Source organism: Keratinibaculum paraultunense, assembly GCF_016767175.1.
Taxonomy (GTDB): domain Bacteria; phylum Bacillota; class Clostridia; order Tissierellales; family Tepidimicrobiaceae; genus Keratinibaculum; species Keratinibaculum paraultunense.
The window spans coordinates 1,191,257-1,217,785 of the sequence record NZ_CP068564.1; the positions used below are offsets into that span (position 1 = coordinate 1,191,257).

The following is a 26,529-nucleotide window of genomic DNA, read 5'->3' on the forward strand; positions in this document are numbered from 1 at the left end:
CCTCCTTTTCTTATTTATTCTTTTTCTTATTTATTCTTTAAAAATTATTTAAAGCATGTTTTAATTAAATTAACTAATCTGTATAACCATATTTTTTATAAAATTCTTCTCTATATTCCAATAATCTATCCTCTTTTATAGCTTTCCTTATATTCTCCATTAGCTTAATTAAAAAATATAGATTATGTATAGTTGTAAGCCTTGGACCTAATATTTCATTAACGTTAAATAAATGCCTTATATAAGCTCTAGTATAATTTTTACAAGTATAACAGTCGCATTCTGGATCTAGCTTGCTAAAATCCCTAGAATATTTAGCATTTCTAATAGTTAATTTTCCACGACTAGTTATAACAGTTCCATTTCTTGCAATTCTTGTAGGCAAAACACAATCTGCCATATCAATACCATTTATAACTGCTTCAAATAAATAATCAGGAGTACCTACTCCCATAAGATATCTTGGTTTATCTTTAGGTAATAAAGGGGTAGTAAACTCTAACATCTCATACATCAATTCTTTTGGCTCTCCTACACTTAATCCACCTATAGCATAACCACTAAAATCCATACTTACTATATCCTGAACACTTTGTCTTCTCAAGTCTTTATACATTCCCCCTTGTATTATACCAAATAATCCTTGCCTTTCCCAGTCTTTATGAAAATTTTTACATCTTTTAGCCCATCTTGTAGTTCTTTTCATAGATTCTTTTGCATACTCATAAGTTGCAGGATAATGAGTACACTCATCAAAAGCCATCATAATATCAGAACCTAATGAGTTTTGAATTTCAATAGATTTTTCAGGTGATATAAAATGTTTAGAACCATCTATATGAGATCTAAACTCTACTCCTTCTTCTGTAATTTTCCTTAAATCTCCTAAACTAAAAACCTGAAAACCGCCACTATCAGTTAAAATTGGACCATGCCAATTCATAAATTCGTGTAATCCACCAGCTTCTTCAATAAGTTTATGCCCTGGTCTTAAATATAGATGATAGGTATTGCTTAATATTATTTGAGCTCCTAATGCCTTAACCTCCTCTGGGGTCATAGTTTTAACAGTAGCTTTTGTACCAACAGGCATAAAAATTGGAGTTTCAACAATCCCATGAGGTGTTTCCAATAAACCTAATCTAGCATTAGTTTCAGTTGATTCCTTCAATACTTTAAACTTTATTCCCATACTCTTCCTCCCATTATTTAATAAACATTGCATCTCCAAAACTATAAAACCTATATCGTTTTTTTATCGCTTCGTTATAAGCATGAAAGATATTATCCCTTCCTGCTAAAGCACTAACTAACATTAGTAATGTCGATTCTGGTAAATGAAAATTGGTTATAAGCTTATCTACTACTTTAAAAGTATACCCTGGATATATAAATATATCTGTCCACCCCTTACCAGGCACTACAATTCCATCTTCTGTTGCAACTGTTTCCAAGGTCCTAACTGTTGTAGTACCTACTGCAATTACATTTCTGCCCTTTTCTTTTGCTATATTTATCTTTTGTGCTGTTTCTTTAGATATATTATAATATTCGGCATGCATATGGTGTTCTTCAATGTTTTCTACTTTAACTGGTCTAAAGGTGCCTAATCCTACATGAAGAGTTAAAAAAGCTATATCTACACCTTTATCTTTTATATCATTTAATAATCTCTTTGTAAAATGTAAGCCCGCTGTTGGAGCTGCTGCAGAACCTTCATGTTTAGAATAAACAGTTTGATATCTTTCCTTATCCTTCAATTTTTCTTTAATATAAGGAGGTAGAGGCATTTGCCCTAATTTATCCAATATTTCTTCAAATATTCCATCATAACTAAACTCTACAATTCTAGTTCCATCTTCTTCAATATCTAAAACATCTGCTACTAATAAGCCATCTCCAAATACTATCTTATTAAAAGGTCTTACTTTTTTGCCTGGTTTTACAAGTGTTTCCCATTGATCCCCTTCTAATCTTCTTAATAGCAAAAATTCAATTTTTTCCTCCTTCCCCTCGCGCCTTCCAAAGAGCCTAGCAGGAATTACTCTAGTATCATTTAATACTAAACAATCTCCTCTATTTAGATAATCAATTATATCCCTAAAATATCTATGTTCTATCTTTCCAGCTTTTTTATCCAATACTAGCATTCTAGAAGCTTCTCTATCTGCTATAGGATGCTGAGCAATTAATTCTTCTGGTAAATCATAGTAAAAATCTTCAGTTTTCATTACATCATCCCTTATACATTTATTTTTTAGTTAATTTCAACTCCAGTATAATAATGTTTTAAAATCTCTTCATAGGTATAACCTTCTTCTGCCATCTTCTTTGCTCCCCATTGGCTCATTCCTACACCATGTCCATATCCTCTACCTTCAATTAAAAAAACAATATTATTTCCTCTGGAGCTATCTACCAATCGACTCGTTTTATCTTTTTCAATAACTACAGCTTCTTTAACAGTATTTTTTGTGAGGTTCTTGTCTATACTAATAGCTTTTGATATATCTATTTTTTTTGGCTCCTCATTTTCCCCACTTATAGCATATATACCAGCTGCTGGATTAAAAGTGCCTTCCCTTTTAATAGAAAACCAAGTACTCTTTAATTTATCATCTCCAAAAACTTGCCTAATTTCCCCTTTGTTTAATATTTTTTCACCTGCTGTTCCTATTATTTTTAGACTTGTTATTCCACCTCTAGGAGATGTTTTTAATATTTCTAAATCTATAATATCTCCTATATAGATACCATTATTTTTCAATTTGCTATTTAATTCATAAGAATCTATAGTAAAATACCATTCACTATTAGGCTGTCCTATAGAAAATTCATCCTTTACTCCTACTAAATATGGAAAATAATTGCCCCAAGCCTCAACAGAATCCTCAGTATGTCCCCCACTATTAGAATGATATAAAGCATCAATTATTTCACCATTATAAGTAATTATTTTACCTTTAGTTGCATCTACAGCTTCATTTGTTCTTACATGTTCTTCATCCATACCTCCATATATTTGACAATGAGTAGTATCACATAAGTTATATCCTTCATTATAATGTTTGTTTATATTTTTCAATGTATATGTTCTAGCTGCAATTGCTTGAGCTTTTAATGCCTCTATTGGAAAAGAAGCTGGCATTTCTCTAGGAACAACTCCATATAAATAATGGTCCATCTTTACCAAGTTTATAACTGATAATCCATTCTTTTCTTTTTTTATTTCTATGCAATCTCTATAACGTTTATCCTCTACTTTTATAATACTATCACATTTGTTTCCTGAAGATAATATTAAATTATCTTCAGGAATACTAAATAAAATTTCTCCTATATCATCCTTTACTTCTATTTTATCATCATTTAATTCAATATATATAATTTGATTAGAAATATATTCATCCTCAAAGTTCTTAATACCATATACATAAAAACCATCATCACTACCTAATTTCACTATTTCTCTTGATTTTACAGGACTTGTTAACTTTATACTAATGTAATCATCCATATAATCAGCAAAAATATATTTATATTGTATAGAAAATCCTAATAATATAACAATTAAAAGACTTATAAATATTTTTTTCATATTTAGTCCCCCTTACCTTCTAAAAATATTTACTAGTACAGTAAGAATTATACTTATTATTAACATAGAAACAATAGGGAAAAAGAAAGTGAAATTTCCTCTTTGGATAAGTATATCCCCGGGAAGTTTTCCAAATCCCAACTTTTCACCTAATATTAAAACTCCTCCAAGTAATATAAAAACTATACCCATATATAAAAGAATTTTACCAAGTGAAGTCATAATATCACCTCTACTTCTCTTCATATTTAATATTAAAATGTTCATATGCTTTTTTGGTAACAATTCTACCTCTAGGAGTTCTATTTATAAATCCTATTTGTAATAGATAAGGTTCATATACATCTTCTATGGTAGTCCGCTCTTCTCCTGTAGCTGCTGATAAAGTATCAAGACCAACTGGACCACCATCAAAATTTTCTATTATACTAAGTATAAGTTTTTTATCAACCTCGTCTAATCCTATTTCGTCTATCTCTAAAACTTCTAAACCTCGCTTTGCTACATCACAAGTTATAACCCCATTCTCTACTACTTGTGCATAATCCCTTACTCGCTTAAGTAATCTATTGGCTATTCTAGGGGTTCCCCTAGACCTTTTAGCAATCTCCATAGCTCCTAAATCATCTATTTTTACATTCAAAATTTTAGCAGATCGCTTGACTATCTTTTGTAAACTCTGATCATCATAAAGATCTAAGTTTAACACTACCCCAAATCTATCTCTTAAAGGTGAAGTCAATAAACCTGCTCTGGTAGTAGCACCTATTAAAGTAAACCTAGAAAGATCCAATCGAACTGATCTAGCACTGGGACCTTTGCCTATTATAATATCCAAAGCATAATCTTCCATAGCTGGGTATAATATTTCCTCTACAGTCCTATTAAGTCTATGAATTTCATCTATAAATAATACATCATCTTCTCCTAAATTAGTCAATATACTAGCTAAATCTCCTGGTCTTTCTATTGCTGGTCCAGAAGTAACCCTGATACTAACCCCCATCTCATTAGCAATAATATTAGCTAAAGTAGTTTTTCCTAAACCTGGAGGTCCATATAATAATACATGATCCAAAGGTTCCTTTCTACCTTTAGCAGCTTCAATAAATATTTTTAACTTTTCTTTTACCTTATCTTGTCCAATGTATTCATGAATCCATTTAGGTCTTAAACTTATTTCATTTTCTAAATCTTCATCTTGAATTGTTCCAGTTACTATTCTTTCTTTATCCTTACCCATCAAATCATTACCCTTCCTTTAATAATTAGTTATTATCTATCTTGATAATCTTCTAAGCACTTCCTTTATTATATCTTCAGTATCCATACTTGAAATATCTAATTTATTTAACGCCCAATCTATCTCTTTCCTAGTATATCCTAATGAAATAAGACCATTAATTGCTATATTAATATCACTGTTGTCATTTAATATTTCCACATCTTCAATAGTATCTACATCTGTAGCATCAATCCTATCCTTTAATTCTAATATAATCCTACCAGCAGTTTTCTCCCCAACACCTGGTGCATTACATAATATATCAGTATCTTTATTTATAATAGCAGATTTTATCTCATTAGGAGTTAAAGTGGATAATATATTTAATCCTACTTTAGGTCCTATCTTAGACACTAAAAGAAGTTTATTAAACATATTTAATTCTTCTTCGGTAGTAAAACCATAAAGATATACACCATCTTCCCTTAAGTTAAAATATATATACATAGTTATTGTTTGATTTATACTTAAATTATTTATTGAATGTTTAGAAGTAAATACCCTATATCCTATCCCATTGTTTTCTAATACTATATAGTCTTCTTTAATTTCCATTACTTCTCCTATTATATATTCATACAACTTTTTATCACCCTTTTTTATTTCATTTTAAACATATCCTTAAAATTTAAGCAACTGCTATGACATATGGCTACTGCTAATGCATCAGCTGCATCATCAGGTTTAGGTATTTCCTTTAAATTTAACAATATTTTTACCATCTCTTGAACTTGTCTTTTTTCAGCTCTACCATAACCAACAACACTTTGCTTTATCTGCAAAGGTGTATACTCGTACACATCAATCCCTTTATTTACAGCAGCTAATATCTCAACTCCTCTTGCTTGTCCTACATTTATAGCTGTTTTAACATTTTTATTAAAAAATAATTCTTCCATTGCCAAATCTCTCGGATTATATTTGTCTATAATAGAGCTCAATTCATCATATATTATTTTTAATCTTTCAGGGAGTAAAACATCAGCCTCTGTTGTTATACATCCATAGTCAATAGTCTTATATCTATTTCCTTTAACTTGAATTACTCCATATCCAACTATTGCTAATCCTGGATCTACTCCTAAAATTACCATATACTTTCCTCCTAAACTTATATTCTATTTTATCATATTTTTAATAAAAAAACTAAGCTAGAATAATCTAACTTAGTTATCTATTAACTTATAAAATTCTCTAATACATCTGATAACTCTTCTTCACTATCTACTATAATCCCATTTTTTAATTTTTCTTGATCTATTTCTTTTAATAAGGAGATAGGATAATCCTTAAATACTCTGTCTAAATATTTACTTCCTTCTTCATTTATTCTATATATTGCTATTTTACCGTCAGATTCACCTATAATATAATGATTAGGGCATAAATGATTACGTTCTTCTTTTAATACTATCTTTTTTGGAGAAAAAGATAATATTTTTATATTAGGATAATTTTCTTTAATATATTCTCTAAATTGTGTTTCCGTTAAATTTACTATTTCTTCACTTACATTGTCTAATTTAGTAATACTATGCTCACATTGTTTATAATAAACTTTTTTTTCTATAAAAGTATTTGGAGATATTCTCTCCTCTTCTCCAAGTATTTCTAATTCTTTCTGTTTTTTATAACTATCATCATCTTCAAGAACAAGTTCTCTATTAGTTTTACTCATCATTTTATAGCCACATATGAAACTTGCAAAAAAAAGTATCCCACAAAAAAGAAATATTAAAATAGGATTGTATTTTTTCATAAATATCCCTCCAGTACTATCTAGAGGAATATTTTTCCCATTTACAAATTAATTATACATTTAAAATACTACTTTATTTTACAATATCTCCTACTTTAAAACCTGCTTTTTCTATTTTATCTATTAATCTCTCTACATTTTCTGTATCAACTCGTAATACAACTTTGTAAACACCTAATACCTTTGCATCCATTACTGCAAAATTTAAAATATTTATATCTTCTTTTTTTAGAACTTCTGTTAATTTTGCTAATTGCCCTGGAATATCAAACATATAGACAACAATTCTTGTCCCTTTATCAAAACCAAATATCTCAGCAAATGCATTAAAAATAGCAAAATGAGTTAATATTCCAACAAAATTTCCTCTTTTATCAAATACAGGTAAAAAAGGAGTTCTTAATTCTTTTAAAAGATAAGAAGCATTTTCTATCAATTCATATTCTTTTATAGACTTATACTCATCATTATATAATTCTTCAACTGTCGTATTTAATAAAAATTTTTCTCTATCATCGTAATTACCTTCAAAATATGTTCTATAAATAGCTTCTTTCATTATAATGCCTTTAAACTCATCGCCATCAAGAACTGGAAGAGATAAAAAATCTCCTTCAATTATCTTGTCTAGAGCACTTTTTACATTCTCCTTTAACTGAACAGTTATCAGCTTATCTTTTGGCAACATATGATTTCTTACATACATTATAATCCCCCCATTATATTAATTATATAAATTTATTTGTACCTATTTAAAACTTTGTCATTTATGCCATACCAGCTAGCCTCTTTGTATAACTTTATACCACTTTTTGTTATAGTATTAACAACATTTTTGTATATATTCTTTAATTCTTTCATGGATAATAAAGAACCTTCTTCTTTAATATTTAAATGGTTAGTTTCACATTCTATTTTTAACTGTCTATCAATATAATTATTCAAGTTGTAAACTTTTCCCTTTATAGTTTTTTCACAATAAGAAAAAATAAAATCATGTAAAAAATTTGAATTTTTTTCTCTTTTATCTATTTCTAAACAAAAATTGTTCTTAAAATCAACTATCTCTTTAAAATATATGTCATGATGAAATAAAAAATTCTTATCATATAAATATTCAACAGAATAATATTTAATAGCTTCACTCTCTAAATTATTTACCCATTTATTATTAAAATAACCATATTTATAACCTTCTAAATATATAATTAATTCAAGCCTTGTAACATTCTCATGAAGTAATAAAGCAATATTATTGGAAATCAATTGCCTATCCTTCCTATATATTAATTGCCTTTTAATTTTTTTCCTTATTTCATTTGTACATATATATTTAGGACATATATTTTTTACATCAGCTTCTAAATCATATAGGTTTAGGAGGATATGTATAGAATTTATGTCGCCATTATATAAAAAATTATATTTTAAGCCTTCATAAATTTCCCAAAGATCTATTTTTACTAGAACCAATTTTATCCCTCCCTTTAGCAATTGTTTCCAATTATATAAAGGTTTAAACCATATTTATATTACTTTTTTATTTTACATCATATTCTATTATACTACAATAATTTTACTTACCATAAATATAAAGCATTGGAATTGTTCCAATGCTTTTATTAATGTCTTACTAGATATTTTGTACTATTTTTTAACTCACTTAGTTAATATATCCAATATATCATCATAATTTTGATTTGGCATTAATTCATAAGTACCAATTCTTATTTTCCTTTCTAACCCTTTTTCTTTTGCATAATTATGAAACCTTTCAGCACTATCAACTATTCCTAACTCAAAAAGTCTATTTGATACATCTCCTAAAGAATCACCTTCTTCAACAATAAGGATTATTTTTTCCTGCTTCTTTTTACTATCCTTTATGTCTGAAGTATCAATGCTCTCCTTTATAAATACCATACCTAGCTCAGAAGCTAGTTCAACTATTTCCGCTTCCGAATAATCTTTATATTCAACTACTGGATTAAAAACATATATTATATTGGTCAATAAAATTCCAATTCCTAATCCTAAAACAATATATGGGAATTTATTTTTACTAAACATACTTTCTTACTCCTTCATTTTTTCTCTTTATTTTATTATATCTTATTTCTCAATTAAAGTAAAAATATATTGTTTCTTTCACATTCTTCTATTATATCTTCAGGCCACACAGAAGCTTGAACTTGTCCTATATGCTTTTTCTCTAAAAAAAACATACATATGCGAGATTGACCTATACCACCTCCAATAGTTTGTGGTAATTTATCCTCTAATAGCATTTTATGATAAGATAATTTCATTTCTTTTTCCCTTCCTGCTTCTTGCATTTGTCTCTTTAAGCTATTTTTATTTACTCTTATACCCATACTAGATAATTCTATTGCATCCTCCAACACTGGATTCCAAAATAATATATCTCCATTTAACTCCCAATCATCATAATCAGGAGCCCTCTTGTCATGTGGAATACCTGATTTTAATTTTCCACCAATTTTCATTAAAAAAACTGCTTTATGCTTCTTAGCTATAAACCTTTCTCTATCTTTAGGGCTATAACAAGGATAAAGATCTTCTAGCTCTTGAGTAGTAATAAATGTAATTTCTTCTGGTAATTTTTTCTCTAAAAAAGGATATATTCCATTTATCATTTTCTCAGTTTTCTTAAATACATCAAAAATAGTTTTTACTGTGTATTTAAGAAAATCTTCATTTCTATCTTCTTTAGATATAACTTTTTCCCAATCCCATTGATCTACATATATAGAATGAATAGGACTTAACCTTTCATCTGGTCTAATTGCATTCATATCTGTATATATACCTTCTCCAACATTAAAATCATATTTTTTCAATGCTATTCTTTTCCATTTTGCTAAAGATTGTATTATTTCTAACTGCTGATTATATTTTCTCATATTAAATGTAACTGGTCTTTCAACACCAGTTAAGTTGTCATTTAATCCTGTATCTGTTTTTACAAATAAAGGAGCTGATACCCTGATTAAATTTAAACTATTTGCTAATTCTCTTTCAAAAAAATCCTTTATAAGCTTAATTGCTATTTGAGTTTCCCTAACATCTAACTTATCCATCTAACACCCCTCCTAAAAAACTAAAAACCCTTCATCCTTAAAGGACGAAGGGTAATCTTCGCGGTACCACCTTTTTTAGCAAATGGCTCACTCTTTAACCAGTACAGAATAATGATAATATTTTCGATACTGGATAGCTTTTAACGGGCTATAACCGTCTAAATCTACTCTCTATGTAAAGATTTTGATTTAGAAGCTCAAGGATGTTCTTCATCTATAATTCCGTGCCGAATTTCCACCATCTATCGACTCTCTATGACTTCCTTATAGATTACTCTTCCTATCATCGCTATAATGCTAACCTTATTGAGTGTAAATTATAATATAGAATAAACAAAATGTCAATATAGGTTTTATAATTTTATTTATCCTTTTCTACTAAAGATTTAAATAATTGATTAATATATTTTTCTCTTTCCAGGGTTTCTTCAACTCTAATAACGAATCTATTGTCTACATACTCTACAATATCTCCTTCTTTAGCATTTTCAGGAAATAGCTCTCTATCAAAACTTACAATCCCATCTTTTAATTCTAATAGAACCCTATCACCCTCAAACCTATCGATTATACCCTTCACCAAATTCCCCCCTATTTTAGGCATTTTTCATGAGGTTTATATCCATTATTCATGGCATCCTCAATTGATTTAAATATTATTTGATTCTCCTTATTAGGTAAGGATTTACAATCCTTACTATGAAATACCTTGGTGTTTTTATTTCCTATATAAACTTGTTCATCTATAATTATATTTTTATCTAAAAATAATCCTTTTCCATTAGAACTAAACACTATACATCCTAATTCATCAGTTCTTAAAATCTCTGAACCAATATATTTAATTCTATCTAAAACTTCTTCATGGGGATGACCATAAGAGTTATCTTTACCTACGCTTATTATTGAATAATCAGGTTTAACTTTTTTAAGAAAATCAATAGTTGTAGAGCTGTTACTACCATGATGAGCTACTTTTAAAACATCAGCTTTTAAATTATATCCTGCTTTTAACATATCTTCCTCTGCTGCTTTTTCTGCATCTCCTGTCATTAAAAAAGAAGTATTTAAGTATTCAATTTTAGTAACTATTGAAAAATCATTTGTATTTTCATAATCTTCTCTGTTGGGAGCTAATATTAAAAATTTAATATTGCTTTCATCTATAATGTTATCGCCCCCTTTTGCTATATTTATTTTAAGCCCTTTTGCTTTAATTTCTTTCAATAATTCTTCAAATATAAATGTATTTGCAGTTCTATTGGGCATATATACTTTACCAATTTCAAAATTTCTAATAACCTGAGGCAATCCTCCAATGTGATCTTCATGTGGATGAGTGGCTATTAAATAATCTATTTTATGTATATTTAACTCTTTAAGATATTTTACCACTTTTTCTCCACTTTTCCTAGTACCCCCATCTATTAAAGCAGTTTCTCCATTAGGAAATTGAATAAACGTGCTATCTCCTTGCCCTACATCTAAAAAATGAACTATCAACTGGTTTCCGTATTCTCCATTTTTGTTGATTACCTCTAATCCGCAACCTGTCAATACTGTTAAAATAATCAATACTATAAGTAAATAATATCTAATAGTTTTATTTTTCATATTTACCTCCATTTATATAAACTTATATTATACTTTATGAAAAATCCTTCCTATCCACTTGATAAGAAGGATTAAAATTCAAATACTAAATCTTTATATATGCCTTTTGTATATGCAGCTGCTATATCTATTACAAAACAAGTTATCTTAAGGCTTAGGGACAATGCAAAATTTAAATCATACTCAAAACCAATTTTAAAAGAGTACTCATCTATTACCTTTTCAACATACTCCTTAATTATAGGTTTAAGTCTTATTACTTTATCTTGAAAAATGTCTATATCATCTATACTTATTATATTTTTTTTAAATTCATGGTTCATACAATAATCATTAAGCTTAGATTCATAGTTCATATGTTTAAACATGTTATTAGGAAAAGTCCATCTCTCTGCATGGGGACGACATACAAAGTCACTCAAATAATGAGAAATTACCCCTATTTTTTTGCTTATAATTTTATTTTTTATTGGATCTGTATTTAAATTTAATTCTAAATACCTACTTATATATATAAGTTTAACTATTTCCGCAACTACATAATTTAAACTCTCTTCCTTATAATGTCTTTTGAATTTATATTGTGGTAATATATCAGGAGCTATAGCACCCCACTGTATAGATTCTTTATCTAACTCTATACCATAAATATTATAAATATTTTTATAAATATTGCTAGCAATGTTTTTATGAGTTTCACTAAAAATTTTAAACACATCCTTTTTATTAGATTATTAAAGAATAAGATCAACCTCATTTGATACTACAATAAATAAAATAAAAAGTCAATATTATAAAGTTAGAAAAATTTACCCATTTACATATAAAAAATATAGCTATAAAATGTTTTAAGCCTTAAGATTTTGTTATAAAATATGAAAACTTTAATATTTACTTTATTGTTCCTTAAAAGTTTGATTCAACAATTCCTCATATAATTCATAATCTTTATGATTAAATAATACAAAATATACTTCCTCTATATAATCTTCCTCATCTATAAAATCCATTACAGCCCTAAGAGCAATTTTACTGGCTTCTTCTTTAGGGTAACCATAGGCTCCAGTTGAAATAGATGGAAAAGCTACAGTTTTTAACTTGTATTCTTTTGCTAGTTTCATAGAATTATAGTATGCATTATAAAGTAACTTATCCTCTCCTTTTGTACCATCCTTGTAAATTGGACCTACTGTATGAATTACATATTTACTAGGCATATTACCTGCAGTAGTAATTCTAGCTTCACCAGTAGGACAACCTCCTATCTTTTTGCATTGCTCTAATATAATAGGTCCTCCTGCTCTATGAATAGCTCCATCTACTCCACCTCCTCCTAGTAGGGTATTATTAGCAGCATTTACTATGGCATCTACTTCCATCTTTGTAATATCTCCTTCTACTATATGTAATTTAGTGTCACCATATTCATACATATATATTCACTCCTTTTTATACTTAATATATATTTATTTAATATTTTATACTTAATCATAAGTGATATAATAACATATATATTTATATTATATCATTCATTGATAATTTTGGAGGTGTTTCTTTGAAATATAATAATGTAACTGAAGCTATTTTTATTAATAGACCTAACCGTTTCATTGCAAATGTATTAATAAATGATAAAATAGAAAAAGTTCACGTAAAAAATACTGGAAGATGTAAAGAAATATTAAAAAAGGGCACAAAAGTATATCTAGAAAAATCTAATAATCCCAATAGAAAAACAAAATATTCCTTAATATCAGCCTATAAAGGAGATTTACTAATAAATATTGATTCTCAAATACCAAATGATGTGGTATATTCAAGTATTCTTTCTAATAAGATACCTGAAATAACAAATGTAGATTTATTAAAAAGAGAAGTTAATTATAAAAATTCTCGTTTTGATCTTTATTTTGAAAAAGATAATATAAAAGGTTTTGTTGAAGTTAAAGGAGTAACTTTAGAAATTGATGGAATATCTCTTTTCCCTGACGCACCTACTAAAAGGGGAACAAAACATATATACGAAATAATATCATCAATGGAAGAAGGGTATAACAGTTATATATTTTTCTTAATTCAAATGCCTAATATAAAATATTTTAAACCTAACATAACTATGGACAAAGAATTTAGTGATGCACTACTTTTAGCTAAAGAAAAAGGAATAACTATATTAGCATATAATTCAAAAGTTAAACCTGATGAAATAAATTTAGGTAAAAAAATTAAAGTGTTGTTATAATTTATACTATCAATGGTTTACTGAAAAAAATACAAATATGTTATAATTACAAAATGGAGGAATTATTGTGTTCAAGATAAAAAGATATTTTATTCCTGTAATAATTATTACTCTCTTTGGCGAAATATATTTTTATCCTTTTCAGGTTACTTTTAGATTTTCAGCTGGTGTACTGGCTTTCAGTTTAACTATACTATTATACAAGGATTTAGAAGAAACTTATTTAGGTATATTAACAGGGATATCCGTTTTAATATTACGAGGATTTGTTGATTTATTGAATTATTCAGGAAATTTAATTGAAATATTAAAGAATAATTTTCCTTCTTCATTATACTATATATTATTTGGTATATTAGCTCATTTTTCATCCTTGAAGAAAAGTTCTGATAATGCTATAAAAACAATATCTACTTTATTTTTAATAGATGTTTTTTCTAACATATTTGAATCTCTTTTAAGGAATAACTTAAATTTAAAATTATTTCATTGTATCTTGGTAATTGGATTGATTCGTAGTATAATTACTTATACCATATTTATAGTATTTAAAAATCAAGAAATATTAATTAGAAAAAAAGAACATCAAAAAAGATATGCTCAGTTAAATGCAATAATCTCTAATTTACAGGCAGAAATGTTTTATCTTAAAAAATCAATGAAAGATATTGAAAATGTAATGAGTAAAAGCCATAATCTATATGAAAAAAATAAACATGATCAAGAAATAAGTAAAATAGCTTTAGATATAGCTAGAGAAGTTCATGAAATAAAAAAAGATTATTATAGGGTCTTAAGTGGACTAGAAAATTTTATTAAAGATTTTGAAACTGATGAAGGTATGAGCTTTAAAGATATTATTACAATAATAGAAAATAATCTATTTAGGTATATTAAGCATAATAATAAAGATATAAATATCTCTTTTAAAATAAATGATAATATATATGTAAAAAAATATTACTATATTTTTACCATCTTAAATAATTTGATAATAAATTCTATAGAATCCTTTAAAGAAAAAGGAAATATACAAGTAATACAAAAAGTAGATTCTAATAATATTATACTAATTATCTTTGATAATGGCGAAGGAATAGAAGAAGATATTTTGCCATATATTTTTAATCCAGGATTTACTACCAAATTTGATCAAAATACTGGAGAACCGTCCACAGGAATTGGTCTTGCTCATGTCAAAAATATAGTTGAACATTTAAAAGGTACTATAATAGTTGAATCTAAAAAAAATATTGGTACTACTTTTAAAATATCTATACCTTTAGATTCATTAGGAAGGTGATTTTATGACAAATACCATCATGATTATAGACGATGATATTAGTATAGTTCAAATGTTAAAAACTATTATTACAAAAAATAAATTAGGTAAAGTTGTTGCTGATTTAGACAGTGGGGAATATGCAGTAGAAGAAATACTTTTTTATAACCCAGACATAGTATTAATAGATTATTTATTACCCTGTAAAGATGGAGTTCAAATTGTCAAAGAAATATTAAATAAAGGTTATCCAGGAAAAATAATAATGATATCTCAAGTAGAAGATGAACCTATGATAGCAACTGCTTACGATACAGGAATACTTTTTTTTATAAAAAAACCAATTAATTCAATCGAAGTTATAAACGTAATAAGAAATGTATCAAAAAATATTGAATTAGAAAAATCCATGTTATTAATTAAAAACTTACTAGAAAAGGTTGAAAAAACTGATAATAATATACAAATAGATAATACTGAAAAAATAGAAAATATCTTATCAGATATTGGAATAATTGGAGAATTAGGAGCTTCTGATTTAATTAAACTTATTAAAATGGTAATAGACCATAAAAAAAATAATCCAAATTCTCAATACATACTGCAAGAATTCTATGAAAATATAGCAAAAGAAGAAAGCATTTCAACATCAATAGTAATAAGTCCAAGTGCAATTGAACAAAGAATAAGAAGAACTATACAGAAAGCATTATCCAATATCGCTGAATTAGGGTTAGATGATTATTATAATGAAAAATTTATTGAATATTCTACTCTGCTATTTGACTTTAAACAAGTAAAACAAGAAATGAATTATATAAAAAATAATTCTAATCGCCACGGCAAGATAAATATACGTAAATTTGTTGAAGGGATTATATCAAAATTAAATGTATGAATTTTTATAAAATTGATATTTAAAGTCTATGTTCCTTCATATTTCAGAAAATAATAAGTCTTATTGAGTAGGATATTGTATGATCTTGTCCCTCCACTCTTATAATATAAATATCAAATTTTAATATTATGTGGAGGTGTTACCATGATTATACAATTAGACATGGTACAAAGCATTTCATTAGCGGTAATATTATTATTATTAGGTGAATTCTTAGTTAAAAAAATTAATTTCCTATCTAAATACTGTATCCCTGCACCTGTAGTAGGAGGACTATTATTTTCTATATCGGCATTAATACTTAAGCAAAATAATATAATGGAATTTGTAATGGATGATACCTTACAAACACTTACTATGACTATTTTTTTTACTTCAGTAGGTTTTAGTGCAAGTTTTGAATTATTAAAAAATGGTGGAATAAAAGTTTTTTTATTTTTAGGAATAACAATACTACTTGTTATTATTCAAAATGTAGTAAGCATAGGTCTCACATATATATTCGATCTTAATCCTCTTTTAGGTATAGCAATAGGTTCTGTTCCAATGACAGGTGGACATGGTACTGCAGCAGCCTTTGGACCAGAGATTGTAAAGAAAGGAATTGTTGGAGCAGATACAGTAGCAATTGCATCAGCAACCTTTGGACTAGTTGCTGGAGGCATTATTGGTGGACCAATAGGAAAACAATTAATTGAAAATAATAATTTATTAGACAAGAAATCTAATAAAAAAACTTATAATTTTGAATTAAATGTAGTTGATAAAACTAATGGCAATCTAATTCCTAATAATTTCTATATAGCAACTTTTGAATTACTAATAGCAATGGGTTTAGGTACTATTATTTCGGCATTATTAAAAAAGACAGGGCTTACATTTCCATCTTATATAGGTGCTATGCTAGCAGGAGCATTAGTTAGAAATATTTCAGATTTTACTAATTTATATGATGTTCCTACAACAGAAATCAATATACTTGGAGAAATTTCATTATCACTTTTCTTATCCATGGCACTCATGTCATTAAAATTATGGGAACTAATAAGTTTAGCTATCCCAATGATATTAATACTATTAACACAAACATTTGTAATGTATTTATTTGCTAAATATGTTACATTCAATGTAATGGGTAAAGATTATGATGCAGCAGTTCTAGCTGCTGGACATTGTGGGTTCGGTTTAGGTGCTACTCCTAATGGTATTGCCAATATGAACTCTATTGTAAATAAATTTGGTCCTGCACCAATAGCATTTTTTATATTACCATTAGTAGGAAGTTTGTTTATTGATTTTTTTAACACTGTGATAATTACAATTACACTAAATCTTTTAAATTAAACATTTTATAATAATATATGCAATACAAATTAAACCCTGTAACCAGTTATGATTACAGGGTTTCTCTATGGTGTACCTAGAGGGACTCGAACCCCCAACCTCCTGATTCGTAGTCAGGCACTCTATCCAGTTGAGCTATAGGTACGTTATCCAATAATTGTACAAATAATAAAAATGGAGGCGGCACCCAGATTTGAACTGGGGATAAAGGTTTTGCAGACCTCTGCCTTACCACTTGGCTATGCCGCCATTTCTTTTCTTAAATGTAAAAATATGATGGAGCGGAAGACGGGATTCGAACCCGCGACCCTCGCCTTGGCAAGGCGATGCTCTACCACTGAGCCACTTCCGCATCATGGTGGAGGAGACTGGATTCGAACCAGTGAAGGCTAAGCCAACGGATTTACAGTCCGTCCCCTTTGGCCAACTCGGGAACTCCTCCATGTTATTTAATGGAGCTGGTGAGAGGACTTGAACCCCCAACCTACTGATTACAAGTCAGTTGCTCTGCCAATTGAGCTACACCAGCATTATGGCGACCCGGAAGGGACTCGAACCCTCGACCTCCAGCGTGACAGGCTGGCATTCTAACCATCTGAACTACCGGGCCAACAAATAGAGCTACAATAATTATTTTATTTTAAATTATATAATTTATTATATAATTTTATGTGGTGGGCGCAATAGGGCTCGAACCTATGACCCCCTGCTTGTAAGGCAGGTGCTCTCCCAGCTGAGCTATGCGCCCTTATCTTATATGGTTTATATGGTGACCCTACCGGGACTCGAACCCGGGTTACCGCCGTGAAAGGGCGGTGTCTTAACCACTTGACCATAGGGCCGTATATATTATGTAATTATGGTTGCGGGAGCTGGATTTGAACCAGCGACCTCCGGGTTATGAGCCCGACGAGCTACCAGACTGCTCCATCCCGCGACATTTATATCAGGCATAATCATAATGGTGCCGAGGACCGGAATCGAACCGGTACGATCTTCTTAAGATCGCAGGATTTTAAGTCCTGTGCGTCTGCCTGTTCCGCCACCCCGGCAATTCTTTGCCCTATCGGGGCACTCATTTTTTTTGTTTTTATGGCTCCCAGGGTGGGATTCGAACCCACAACCTACCGGTTAACAGCCGGTTGCTCCACCATTGAGCTACCTAGGAACATTCATCTGGCAGCGTCCTACTCTCCCAGGGCGTCTCCACCCAAGTACCATCGGCGCTAAGAGGCTTAACTTCTGTGTTCGGTATGGAATACAGGTGTATCCCTCTTGCCATTGCCACCAGATGTTTTATGTATTTTTTTATTGACAACCGCAGTCTCATTCACCAAATTATTTGTTCGCTACGTTTATATAATTTGGAAATTCTTTGCGTTTGACCTACCATCCATTTGCTCTAAATACATTTCGCAAATGGGGTTAGGTCATAAACTAAACAATACATTATATTTCTGGTCAAGCCCTCGACTTATTAGTACCTCTTAGCTAAGAGTATTGCTACTCTTACACCTGAGGCCTATCTACCAAGTAGTCTACTTGGAGTCTTAACCTTTCGGTGGGAAATCTTATCTTGAGGGGGGCTTCGTGCTTAGATGCCTTCAGCACTTATCCCGTCCAGACTTAGCTACTCAGCTGTGCCTCTGGCGAAACAACTGATGCACCAGCGGTCTGTCCATCCCGGTCCTCTCGTACTAGGGACAGATCCTCTCAAATTTCCTACGCCCACGACGGATAGGGACCGAACTGTCTCACGACGTTCTGAACCCAGCTCGCGTGCCTCTTTAATGGGCGAACAGCCCAACCCTTGGGACCTACTCCAGCCCCAGGATGAGACGAGCCGACATCGAGGTGCCAAACCTCCCCGTCGATGTGGACTCTTGGGGGAGATAAGCCTGTTATCCCCGGGGTAGCTTTTATCCGTTGAGCGATGGCCCTTCCACTCGGTACCACCGGATCACTAAGTCCGTATTTCTACCCTGCTCCACTTGTTGGTGTCGCAGTCAAGCTCCCTTCTGCCTTTACACTCTTTGCACGATTCCCGACCGTGCTGAGGGAACCTTTGAGCGCCTCCGTTACTCTTTAGGAGGCGACCGCCCCAGTCAAACTGCCCAACTGACAGTGTCCCAAGACTGGTTCACAGCCTCTGGTTAGAACTCCAGAACTACAAGGGTGGTATCCCACCGCCGGCTCCGCACAGACTGGCGCCCATGCTTCTCAGCCTCCCACCTATCCTGTACATGTAATTCCAAAGTCCAATGTCAGCCTACAGTAAAGCTCCACGGGGTCTTTCCGTCCTGTCGTGGGTAACACGCATCTTCACGTGTACTACAATTTCACCGGATCCTTTGTTGAGACAGCGCCCAAGTCGTTACACCTTTCGTGCGGGTCGGAACTTACCCGACAAGGAATTTCGCTACCTTAGGACCGTTATAGTTACGGCCGCCGTTTACTGGGGCTTAAGTTCTGAGCTTCGCTTTCGCTAACTCTTCCCCTTAACCTTCCAGCACCGGGCAGGTGTCAGCCCCTATACTTCATCTTTCGATTTAGCAGAGACTTGTGTTTTTGGTAAACAGTCGCTTGGACCTATTCACTGCGACCATCTAAGGCTCTGCTTTATGCTTCACCTCAGATGGCACCCCTTCTCCCGAAGTTACGGGGCTATTTTGCCGAGTTCCTTAACAAAGGTTCTTCCGCGCGTCTTAGGATTCTCTCCTCGCCTACCTGTGTCGGTTTGCGGTACGGGTACCCTTGGGCTCGATAGAGGCTTTTCTTGGCAGTGTGGAGTCAGCTGCTTCGCTACTTGTTTTTCGCTCCCATTCGCATTTCAGGATTGTTAAGGCGGATTTGCCTACCTTAACTCCCTACATGCTTAGACGCACTCAACCAACGGTGCGCTCAGCCTATCCTCCTGCGTCTCCCCTTCTCTCAAACGCCCTTAGGTAGTACAGGAATCTCAACCTGTTGTCCATCGCCTACGCCTTTCGGCCTCAGCTTAGGTCCCGACTAACCCTGAGGGGACGAGCCTTCCTCAGGAATCCTTAGGCTTTCGACGGGAGGGATTCTCACCCTCCTCTCGCTACTCATGCCAGCATTCTCGCTTCTGTATAGTCCACCACTCCTTTCGGTATGGCTTCTGCCCATACAGAACGCTCCTCTACCACTCTATTAGAGTCCACAGCTTCGGTACCAAATTTTAGCCCCGGAAATCTTCGGCGCAAGGTCACTCGACCAGTGAGCTATTACGCACTCTTTAAATGTATGGCTGCTTCTAAGCCAACATCCTGGTTGTCTGTGCAACCTCACATCCTTTGCCACTTAATTTGGATTTAGGGACCTTAGCTGGTGGTCTGGGCTCTTTCCCTTTTGACTACGAAGCTTATCCCACGTAGTCTGACTCCCGAACAACGTGATTCCGGCATTCGGAGTTTGATAGGTTTTGGTAGCACTATGTGCCCCTAGACCATTCAGTGCTCTACCTCCTAATCACTTGCTCGAGGCTAGCCCTAAAGCTATTTCGAGGAGAACCAGCTATATCCGAGTTCGATTGGCTTTTCACCCCTACCCACAGGTCATCCGATAGCTTTTAAACGCTAACCGGTTCGAGCCTCCATTGAATTTTACTTCAACTTCACTCTGCCCATGGGTAGGTCACCCGGTTTCGGGTCTATGGCATACAACTTGTCGCCCTGTTAAGACTCGGTTTCCCTACGGCTTCATACCTTTTGGTATTTAACCTTGCTGTATACCATAACTCGCTGGCCCGTTCTACAAAAAGTACGCGGTCACACTTTAATGTGCTCCCACTGCTTGTAGGCATAGGGTTTCAGGTTCTATTTCACTCCCCTCACGGGGTTCTTTTCACCTTTCCCTCACGGTACTTGTTCACTATCGGTCACCAGTTAGTATTTAGCCTTGGGAGGTGGTCCTCCCTGCTTCCCACAGGATTTCTCGTGTCCCGTGGTACTCTGGAGCACAACTAGGATGTTTTAAGTTTTGTCTACAGGACTTTCACCTTCTGTGGTGGACCTTTCCAGATCCTTCGACTACTTAATTTTCATCCTTTATGTTGTGTCCGCAACCCCGAATACAAAGTATTCGGTTTGGGCTGTTCCCCGTTCGCTCGCCGCTACTTAGGGAATCGAGTTTTCTTTCTTTTCCTCAGGATACTTAGATGTTTCAGTTCTCCTGGTGTTCCTTCCCTTGCCTATGTGTTCAGCAAAGGATACTTGAGGTTCTCTCAAGTGGGTTCCCCCATTCGGAAATCCCCGGTTCAACGCCTATTTGCGGCTACCCGAGGCATATCGGTGCTTATCCCGTCCTTCGTCGGCTACTGGTGCCTAGGCATCCACCCTATGCCCTTATTAGCTTGACCAGAAATATAATCTACTGTTTAGTTTTTAATGTGCATCTTTTAAAATAAAATATTAATTATTGGTGGAGATGAGGAGATTCGAACTCCTGACCCCCTGCTTGCAAGGCAGGTGCTCTCCCAACTGAGCTACACCCCCAAACCAATTTATAATTCATATTTTGGAGTTAAAATTAACGACTAAATGTCGTTAATTATTATTTTTTTAAAAATTTATAAACAAAACAGTGCGAAATACCATTGTTTTCCGCAGTCTTACATCACGAATTTGTTTGCTTCCTATTGGTTGCATAAATTCGGACTTCGTTGCGTTAGGTTTTAATAAACTCCTTAGAAAGGAGGTGATCCAGCCGCACCTTCCGATACGGCTACCTTGTTACGACTTCACCCCAGTCATTGACCCTACCTTCGACAGCTGCCTCCTTTACGGTTAGCTCGCTGGCTTCGGGTATTGCCAACTCCCATGGTGTGACGGGCGGTGTGTACAAGACCCGGGAACGTATTCACCGCGGCATGCTGATCCGCGATTACTAGCAACTCCGGCTTCATGCAGGCGAGTTGCAGCCTGCAATCCGAACTGGGATCGGCTTTTGGGGATTGGCTACTTATCGCTAAGTCGCTTCCCGTTGTACCGACCATTGTAGCACGTGTGTAGCCCAGGACATAAAGGGCATGATGATTTGACGTCATCCCCACCTTCCTCCGATTTATCATCGGCAGTCCCTTTAGAGTGCACAGCCGTACTGTTGGCAACTAAAGGCAAGGGTTGCGCTCGTTGCGGGACTTAACCCAACATCTCACGACACGAGCTGACGACAACCATGCACCACCTGTCACCTCTGTCTCCGAAGAGAAGGCTCTATCTCTAGAGCGGGCAGAGGGATGTCAAGCCCTGGTAAGGTTCTTCGCGTTGCTTCGAATTAAACCACATGCTCCGCTGCTTGTGCGGGTCCCCGTCAATTCCTTTGAGTTTCATTCTTGCGAACGTACTCCCCAGGCGGAGTGCTTAATGTGTTAACTGCGGCACCGAAAGTCTCCTCCCGACACCTAGCACTCATCGTTTACGGCGTGGACTACCAGGGTATCTAATCCTGTTTGCTCCCCACGCTTTCGTACCTCAGCGTCAGTTTAAGACCAGAAAGTCGCCTTCGCCACTGGTATTCCTCCTGATATCTACGCATTTCACCGCTACACCAGGAATTCCACTTTCCTCTCCTTAACTCAAGTCACGTAGTTTCAAATGCTTACATGGGTTAAGCCCATGCCTTTCACATCTGACTTACATGACCGCCTACGTACCCTTTACGCCCAGTGATTCCGGACAACGCTCGCCCCCTACGTGTTACCGCGGCTGCTGGCACGTAGTTAGCCGGGGCTTCCTCCTATGGTACCGTCATTATCGTCCCATAGGACAGAGCTTTACGACCCGAAGGCCTTCATCGCTCACGCGGCGTCGCTGCATCAGAGTTTCCTCCATTGTGCAATATTCCCCACTGCTGCCTCCCGTAGGAGTCTGGACCGTGTCTCAGTTCCAGTGTGGCCGGTCACTCTCTCAAGCCGGCTACCCATCGTGGCCTTGGTGAGCCGTTACCTCACCAACTAGCTAATGGGACGCGAGACCATCTTCCACCGCTTATCGCTTTAACTTAAAATCCATGCGGATTTTAAGTGTCATAGGGTATTAATCCCGGTTTCCCGAGGCTATCCCCTTGTGGAAGGCAGGTTCCTCACGCGTTACTCACCCATCCGCCGCTAAGTAGCTTATCAATCTGCCCGAAGGCTTCTTGATAAGTACTTCGCTCGACTTGCATGTGTTAGGCACGCCGCCAGCGTTCGTCCTGAGCCAGGATCAAACTCTCATGAAAAAAGTTTGCCCTGGTTAAAAATCTACTCAAGGTATTTCACACTGTTTAGTTATCTAGGTTCATTTGTTGCGTTGTGCTTAACTAATATAACATATTTACTAGAGTATGTCAAGAGATTTTTTGTTATTTATTTATTACTGCTCTTGACAGCTATTTTAATATACCAACTTTTTAAAACTTTGTCAATAGCTTTTTTTGATTTTTATTTTATTTCTATAACTTTATTTTATTTATATTATATATTTGTTAGAATGGATATGTGTATATTATTTTAATTTAATAGAAGGAGGTGTTTTATAATTGGATTTTAGGCAACTAGAAACATTCATCGAAGTAGCTAATCTAAAAAGTTTCTCCCGTGCTGCAGAAAAATTATTTATAACACAGCCCACAGTTACCAATCATATTCAAAATTTAGAAAAGGAATTAGGTACTATATTGATCAACCGCTCTGGTAAAAATATTTCATTAACAGAAGCCGGAAAATTATTTTATAAATACGCAGTAAATATAATAAACTGTTGTGAAATGGCAAAATTTGATTTAGCATCCTATAAGGGGCGTATACAAGGTCATATAAATATCTACTCTAGCTCAATTCCTAGAAAATATATATTGCCTAATATACTATTAAAGTTTTTTAACGAATATCCAGATGTAACTTTTTCTATACTAGATGAAGATTCTAAAAATGTAACAAATTCAATAATTAATGGTAATACTGATTTTGGTATTGTAGGAGCTAAATATCCTCATAACAATTTAAACTATCTTGAATTAATGAAAGATAGGTTAGTAATAATTACACCAAATAATTCTAAATTTAACAAACCTAATTATTCCATATTAACTTTAGATGAAGTACTCGAACAAAAAATCCTAATCAGAGAAAAGGGATCAGGTACTCGAAATTTATTAGAAAATAAGTTAAATACCATAGGAATTAACATAAAAGATCTTGATATAATAGCTTATATTGAAGATACAGAAACAATCAAAGAACTAGTTCATTTAGGTGCTGGTATAAGCTTTATATCAGAAAAAGCTGTAGTAGATGATGTTAAATTAAATAAATATAAAGTATACTACTTAAAAGATCTAGATTTAAGTAGAAAATTTTATTTTGTATACCATAATAAAAGGCAACTTTCTCCTTTAAATGAAACATTTAAAAACTTTATATTAAATTACATAAAATCATATGAATAAAATATAAAAGATCATTAATATAACTTAAAAGGTATTTAGAAATTAAGTTTAAACTTAATTTCTAAATACCTTTCCTCAAATACTCAAAGCCTTATAAAGCTATAATTATATTTTTTTTATATTATTTTTAAATGCAAAAATTGTAGCTTGTACTCTATCATTTACTCCTAGCTTTTTAAATATACTAGAAACATGATTCTTGACAGTCTTTTCACTTATATAAAGTTTATCTGCTATTTCTTTATTACTCAATCCTTCTGCAACTAAGGTTAACACTTCATATTCCCTTTTTGTTAAAGATTCTATCTTAGAAAAATCATTATCATCATAATCGTCTACTAATGATGAAGCAATACTTGGCTGTATATAGGTTTTACCATTATTTACATCCCTAATAGCCTTTATTAAACTATCTGCATCGGAATCTTTTAACACATAACCATCTGCTCCAATTTTAAGAGTTTCCCGAAGATATCCCCTATCTTCATGAATAGTCAACATTATTATGCCAGACTTTACTCCTAAATCTTTAAGTTTTCTCAAAGTGTCTATACCATTCATTTTTGGCATATTTATATCCAATAATATTACATCAGGATTGTATTTTATTGCCTTTTCTACTGTTTCTTCTCCATCCATTGCCTGCGCAACAACATCAATATCTGGCTCTAGTTCTAGAAGCTGTTTTATTCCTTCATTCACTAGTACATGATCATCAGCTATCATTACGGTTATATTTTTATTTGCCATGCACAACTTCCTCCTTAATAATTGGTATATAAATGTTTAGTTTAGTTCCTTTGCCTGGCGAAGTTTTTATTTGTAACTTCCCCCCTAGTAACTCTGACCTTTCCCTAATATTTATTAATCCAAAACCACCTGTTTTAGTATTATGTATTTTTTCTACTTCTTCTATATTAAATCCTATTCCATTATCTATTATAGATAAATTTACTCTTTCATCAGCAAACTCAATAACAACATTTGCATTAGTTGCTTGAGAATGCTTATTAATATTATTTAATGATTCTTGTATTATCCTAAATATAGCTATTTCAATCGCAGGCTCTAATTCCGTTTTTGTTCCTATGATATTAAAACTAGTTTTAATTCCTGTATTTAGCGAAAAATCATCTATATATTTTTTTAAAGTGGGAATAAGCCCTAAATCATCTAAAGACATAGGTCTAAGATCAAATATTATCTCTCTAATATCTTTCAATGTCTCCTTTACAATAGCTTTTAAATTTTTCAACTCTTCCTTGGTTTTTCCCTTATCTATATCCAATAATCTTTCGCATATTTCTGTTTTTAAAATTATATTTGCCATAGATTGAGCTGGACCGTCATGAATATCTCTAGCCAATCTTTGCCTTTCTTCCTCCTGAGCTTCAATTATCTTTATACCTAAATATTGCCGTTTAGTTAAATCATCTATCGTAAAAAGTATCTCATTCATATTTCCCTTTAAATATTCACTAGCTACACTTACTGACTTAGCTGCACTTTCTACTTTTTTATATACATCTATAGCAGATTTTAACATAAGCTCAATCTCATTTCGTTTTTCTATAAGAGTTCTTTCCTCTTCTTTTTTTAAAAATAATTTTATTCGTAAATCATTGGTCTTTTCATATGCATTTTTTATATCTTCTTCACTATAAATGTCAAAATTCTTACTCACCATGGATAAATATGCCCTACTTTTCTTTTCTTCAATATATAATGAGTCTACTTCTTTTATAACCTTGTCCACTAAATTTCTAATTTCTTTTAAATCTTCTTCTAATCTTATGCATTCATTTCTTGCATGTCTTACAATATCCAATATTTCTTCTCTACTATTTTCTATTGTATGTATAGTTTCTTCCAATATTTTATTAATTCTATCTATATGATCAGATTTTTCTAAATGAGCAAATTTCTCCATAGTATGCACCTCAATATGCGCCTCAAA

23 protein-coding genes, 12 tRNA genes, 3 rRNA genes and 1 other annotated feature are annotated in these 26,529 nt (G+C 32.6%); of the genes, 5 read left to right on the forward strand and 33 right to left on the reverse strand.

Going from position 1 to position 26,529, the window contains the following annotated elements; all coding sequences use genetic code 11:
• Window positions 1-73: 73 nt before the first annotated feature.
• The 16 genes from tgt to JL105_RS06010 form a co-directional block, all read right to left on the reverse strand.
• Window positions 74-1,192, reverse strand: a complete 1,119-nt coding sequence (gene tgt, locus JL105_RS05935; protein ID WP_132027046.1) for a tRNA guanosine(34) transglycosylase Tgt — start codon at window positions 1,190-1,192, stop codon at window positions 74-76.
• A 13-nt stretch (window positions 1,193-1,205) separates the two neighbouring features.
• Window positions 1,206-2,231: a tRNA preQ1(34) S-adenosylmethionine ribosyltransferase-isomerase QueA gene (queA, locus tag JL105_RS05940; protein WP_132027044.1), complete on the reverse strand. Its 1,026-nt coding sequence runs from the start codon at window positions 2,229-2,231 to the stop codon at window positions 1,206-1,208.
• A 26-nt stretch (window positions 2,232-2,257) separates the two neighbouring features.
• Complete coding sequence (locus JL105_RS05945) at window positions 2,258-3,598, reverse strand: SpoIID/LytB domain-containing protein (protein ID WP_132027042.1); 1,341 nt, start codon at window positions 3,596-3,598, stop codon at window positions 2,258-2,260.
• Between the two features lie 12 nt (window positions 3,599-3,610).
• Entirely contained in the window at window positions 3,611-3,820 is a 210-nt protein-coding gene (locus JL105_RS05950) for a DUF2905 domain-containing protein (RefSeq protein WP_132027364.1), read from the reverse strand.
• Window positions 3,821-3,830: 10 nt separating this feature from the next.
• Window positions 3,831-4,841, reverse strand: coding sequence for a Holliday junction branch migration DNA helicase RuvB (ruvB, locus tag JL105_RS05955; RefSeq protein WP_132027362.1), 1,011 nt, complete (start codon window positions 4,839-4,841; stop codon window positions 3,831-3,833).
• A 36-nt stretch (window positions 4,842-4,877) separates the two neighbouring features.
• Window positions 4,878-5,465, reverse strand: coding sequence for a Holliday junction branch migration protein RuvA (gene ruvA, locus JL105_RS05960; RefSeq protein ID WP_132027040.1), 588 nt, complete (start codon window positions 5,463-5,465; stop codon window positions 4,878-4,880).
• Window positions 5,466-5,482: 17 nt separating this feature from the next.
• Window positions 5,483-5,977 carry a crossover junction endodeoxyribonuclease RuvC gene (ruvC, locus tag JL105_RS05965; protein WP_132027038.1) on the reverse strand — a complete coding sequence of 165 codons (495 nt, stop codon included), beginning with the start codon at window positions 5,975-5,977 and terminating at the stop codon, window positions 5,483-5,485.
• A gap of 83 nt (window positions 5,978-6,060) precedes the next feature.
• Entirely contained in the window at window positions 6,061-6,642 is a 582-nt protein-coding gene (locus JL105_RS05970) for a BofC C-terminal domain-containing protein (RefSeq protein WP_132027036.1), read from the reverse strand.
• Window positions 6,643-6,715: 73 nt separating this feature from the next.
• On the reverse strand, window positions 6,716-7,348 hold the full coding sequence (locus tag JL105_RS05975; RefSeq protein ID WP_132027034.1) for a CBS domain-containing protein: 633 nt from the start codon (window positions 7,346-7,348) through the stop codon (window positions 6,716-6,718).
• 32 nt (window positions 7,349-7,380) lie between these two features.
• Window positions 7,381-8,115, reverse strand: a complete 735-nt coding sequence (locus JL105_RS05980; RefSeq protein ID WP_132027032.1) for a hypothetical protein — start codon at window positions 8,113-8,115, stop codon at window positions 7,381-7,383.
• A gap of 186 nt (window positions 8,116-8,301) precedes the next feature.
• Window positions 8,302-8,712 (reverse strand): MltG/YceG/YrrL family protein, encoded by a 411-nt coding sequence (locus JL105_RS05985; protein ID WP_132027030.1) that lies wholly within the window; start codon window positions 8,710-8,712, stop codon window positions 8,302-8,304.
• 53 nt (window positions 8,713-8,765) lie between these two features.
• Window positions 8,766-9,743 (reverse strand): aspartate--ammonia ligase, encoded by a 978-nt coding sequence (gene asnA / locus JL105_RS05990; protein WP_132027028.1) that lies wholly within the window; start codon window positions 9,741-9,743, stop codon window positions 8,766-8,768.
• Window positions 9,744-9,780: 37 nt separating this feature from the next.
• Window positions 9,781-10,039: a binding site (T-box leader), on the reverse strand.
• 65 nt (window positions 10,040-10,104) lie between these two features.
• Window positions 10,105-10,323, reverse strand: coding sequence for a DUF3006 domain-containing protein (locus tag JL105_RS05995; RefSeq protein ID WP_202690438.1), 219 nt, complete (start codon window positions 10,321-10,323; stop codon window positions 10,105-10,107).
• 11 nt (window positions 10,324-10,334) lie between these two features.
• Window positions 10,335-11,357, reverse strand: a complete 1,023-nt coding sequence (locus tag JL105_RS06000) for a ComEC/Rec2 family competence protein (RefSeq protein WP_132027024.1) — start codon at window positions 11,355-11,357, stop codon at window positions 10,335-10,337.
• Window positions 11,358-11,428: 71 nt separating this feature from the next.
• Window positions 11,429-12,073 carry a zinc dependent phospholipase C family protein gene (locus tag JL105_RS06005; protein ID WP_132027022.1) on the reverse strand — a complete coding sequence of 215 codons (645 nt, stop codon included), beginning with the start codon at window positions 12,071-12,073 and terminating at the stop codon, window positions 11,429-11,431.
• 180 nt (window positions 12,074-12,253) lie between these two features.
• Window positions 12,254-12,790 (reverse strand): O-acetyl-ADP-ribose deacetylase, encoded by a 537-nt coding sequence (locus JL105_RS06010; protein WP_132027020.1) that lies wholly within the window; start codon window positions 12,788-12,790, stop codon window positions 12,254-12,256.
• 122 nt (window positions 12,791-12,912) lie between these two features.
• Here JL105_RS06010 and sfsA point away from each other — a divergent pair, with 122 nt between their 5' ends.
• The 4 genes from sfsA (at window position 12,913) to gltS (ending at window position 17,123) form a co-directional block, all read left to right on the forward strand.
• On the forward strand, window positions 12,913-13,599 hold the full coding sequence (gene sfsA, locus JL105_RS06015) for a DNA/RNA nuclease SfsA (protein WP_132027018.1): 687 nt from the start codon (window positions 12,913-12,915) through the stop codon (window positions 13,597-13,599).
• A gap of 67 nt (window positions 13,600-13,666) precedes the next feature.
• On the forward strand, window positions 13,667-14,902 hold the full coding sequence (locus JL105_RS06020; RefSeq protein WP_132027016.1) for an ATP-binding protein: 1,236 nt from the start codon (window positions 13,667-13,669) through the stop codon (window positions 14,900-14,902).
• 4 nt (window positions 14,903-14,906) lie between these two features.
• Window positions 14,907-15,779: a response regulator gene (locus JL105_RS06025; RefSeq protein ID WP_132027014.1), complete on the forward strand. Its 873-nt coding sequence runs from the start codon at window positions 14,907-14,909 to the stop codon at window positions 15,777-15,779.
• 144 nt (window positions 15,780-15,923) lie between these two features.
• Window positions 15,924-17,123: a sodium/glutamate symporter gene (gene gltS, locus JL105_RS06030; RefSeq protein ID WP_132027012.1), complete on the forward strand. Its 1,200-nt coding sequence runs from the start codon at window positions 15,924-15,926 to the stop codon at window positions 17,121-17,123.
• Between the two features lie 68 nt (window positions 17,124-17,191).
• On the opposite strand, the gene JL105_RS06035 is transcribed toward gltS, so the two are convergent.
• From JL105_RS06035 to JL105_RS06105, 15 genes are all read right to left on the reverse strand, one after another.
• Window positions 17,192-17,268, reverse strand: a tRNA-Arg gene (locus JL105_RS06035).
• A gap of 30 nt (window positions 17,269-17,298) precedes the next feature.
• Window positions 17,299-17,372, reverse strand: a tRNA-Cys gene (locus JL105_RS06040).
• Window positions 17,373-17,400: 28 nt separating this feature from the next.
• Window positions 17,401-17,475: transfer RNA gene (locus JL105_RS06045), tRNA-Gly, on the reverse strand.
• A gap of 4 nt (window positions 17,476-17,479) precedes the next feature.
• Window positions 17,480-17,565, reverse strand: a tRNA-Tyr gene (locus JL105_RS06050).
• Window positions 17,566-17,576: 11 nt separating this feature from the next.
• Window positions 17,577-17,652: transfer RNA gene (locus tag JL105_RS06055), tRNA-Thr, on the reverse strand.
• A 4-nt stretch (window positions 17,653-17,656) separates the two neighbouring features.
• Window positions 17,657-17,733 (reverse strand) — tRNA-Asp (locus JL105_RS06060).
• A gap of 62 nt (window positions 17,734-17,795) precedes the next feature.
• Window positions 17,796-17,871: transfer RNA gene (locus JL105_RS06065), tRNA-Val, on the reverse strand.
• A gap of 19 nt (window positions 17,872-17,890) precedes the next feature.
• A tRNA-Glu gene (locus tag JL105_RS06070) sits at window positions 17,891-17,965 on the reverse strand.
• 18 nt (window positions 17,966-17,983) lie between these two features.
• Window positions 17,984-18,060, reverse strand: a tRNA-Met gene (locus tag JL105_RS06075).
• A 25-nt stretch (window positions 18,061-18,085) separates the two neighbouring features.
• Window positions 18,086-18,175: transfer RNA gene (locus JL105_RS06080), tRNA-Leu, on the reverse strand.
• Window positions 18,176-18,216: 41 nt separating this feature from the next.
• A tRNA-Asn gene (locus JL105_RS06085) sits at window positions 18,217-18,291 on the reverse strand.
• A gap of 6 nt (window positions 18,292-18,297) precedes the next feature.
• Window positions 18,298-18,415: ribosomal RNA gene (gene rrf, locus JL105_RS06090) — 5S ribosomal RNA — on the reverse strand.
• 165 nt (window positions 18,416-18,580) lie between these two features.
• A 23S ribosomal RNA gene (locus JL105_RS06095) occupies window positions 18,581-21,501 on the reverse strand.
• A gap of 60 nt (window positions 21,502-21,561) precedes the next feature.
• Window positions 21,562-21,637, reverse strand: a tRNA-Ala gene (locus tag JL105_RS06100).
• 195 nt (window positions 21,638-21,832) lie between these two features.
• A 16S ribosomal RNA gene (locus JL105_RS06105) occupies window positions 21,833-23,363 on the reverse strand.
• The 16S, 23S and 5S rRNA genes sit together here with 12 tRNA genes alongside, the layout of an rRNA operon.
• A gap of 300 nt (window positions 23,364-23,663) precedes the next feature.
• On the opposite strand from JL105_RS06105, the gene JL105_RS06110 reads away from it, so the two are divergent.
• The gene (locus JL105_RS06110) at window positions 23,664-24,572 is read left to right on the forward strand and encodes a selenium metabolism-associated LysR family transcriptional regulator (protein ID WP_132028947.1); all 909 of its coding nucleotides are present in this window, start codon (window positions 23,664-23,666) and stop codon (window positions 24,570-24,572) included.
• A gap of 105 nt (window positions 24,573-24,677) precedes the next feature.
• Here the strand turns inward: JL105_RS06110 and JL105_RS06115 are convergent, their stop codons facing one another.
• Window positions 24,678-25,322: a response regulator gene (locus tag JL105_RS06115; RefSeq protein WP_132028944.1), complete on the reverse strand. Its 645-nt coding sequence runs from the start codon at window positions 25,320-25,322 to the stop codon at window positions 24,678-24,680.
• A complete protein-coding gene (locus JL105_RS06120) occupies window positions 25,312-26,502 on the reverse strand; it encodes a sensor histidine kinase (protein WP_132028941.1) in 1,191 nt (396 codons plus the stop codon). Before JL105_RS06120 ends, JL105_RS06115 begins: the two co-directional genes overlap by 11 nt.
• Window positions 26,503-26,529: the final 27 nt, after the last annotated feature.